Consider the following 1,008-nt stretch of genomic DNA (forward strand, 5'->3'; position numbering starts at 1 on the left):
CTCTATGGCCGTCCGGTTCTGGAACCTACGGTGGCCCAGGTCACCGCGGGCAGTCCGGCGGAGAAAGCCGGAATCCAGCCTGGCGATCGATTCGTCAAAGTCGACGGCAGCAAGGTGGGGACCTTCGCCGATGTACAGCGCCTGGTCTCGGGCCGGGCAGGCGATGCCATCACCTTCACCCTGCTGCGCGACGGCAAGGAAATCGCCGTCACGGCGACACCGGAGCCGATGGAGCAGCAGGATGCGCTGGGCAACAAGGTCAAGGTTGCGGTTATCGGCGTCGTCAACAATGCCGAGCTCGGCCAGCCACGCCTGATCTCCTATACACCGGCCGGCGCCGTGGTGGCGGCGGTCGAGGAAACCGGACATGTGATCGAGCGCACCGGGCAGTTCCTGCAGCGCTTTGCGCTTGGACGCGAGGACAAATGCCAATTGGGCGGCCCGATCAAGATTGCGAAGATGTCGGGCCAGGCAGCCAAGCTCGGCTTCGAGTGGCTGGTGCAGCTTGTTGCATTTCTGTCAGTCGGAATAGGATTTCTCAATCTCCTGCCGATTCCCCCTCTCGACGGCGGCCACCTGTTGTTCTACGGCGTGGAGGCCGTCATAAGGCGGCCCGTTTCGGAGCGAATGATGGAGATGGCCTATCGGACCGGGCTGTTCCTGGTGCTCGGCTTCATGGGCTTCGTTTTTTGGAATGATCTGTTTGGGTGCTGAAATCATGAAGAAATTTGGCTTCAGCGCCGGTGATATTGAGATGCCGTTTACCATGCGTGGGGATATGCGTGACGCGAAAGCCACGCGGTACGGTTAAGTAAATACAAATTAACCGGGAGCCTTGCGTGTAGGGAAAATCCGGTTAATACGGTAAGGGAAAATACCGCACGTCCGGTTTTCTCGCCGTGGGGACTACGAGAAAAAGGTACAAAAGCCCGATGAAGGCAGCATCCAAGTTTCTGAGCGCCGCTTCCGCGGCGGCTCTGTCCGCCGCTCTGGTCCTGCCAGGCGCGC

General features: G+C 59.9%; 1 protein-coding gene. It reads left to right on the forward strand.

From position 1 onward, the window contains the following. On the forward strand, window positions 1–714 hold a 714-nt coding region (rseP, locus tag EOA24_RS39170), incomplete at its 5' end, for an RIP metalloprotease RseP (RefSeq protein WP_127410892.1). Between the last annotated feature and the right edge of the window lie 294 nt (window positions 715–1,008).

This window comes from Mesorhizobium sp. M2A.F.Ca.ET.039.01.1.1 (assembly GCF_003998035.1).
Taxonomy (GTDB): domain Bacteria; phylum Pseudomonadota; class Alphaproteobacteria; order Rhizobiales; family Rhizobiaceae; genus Mesorhizobium.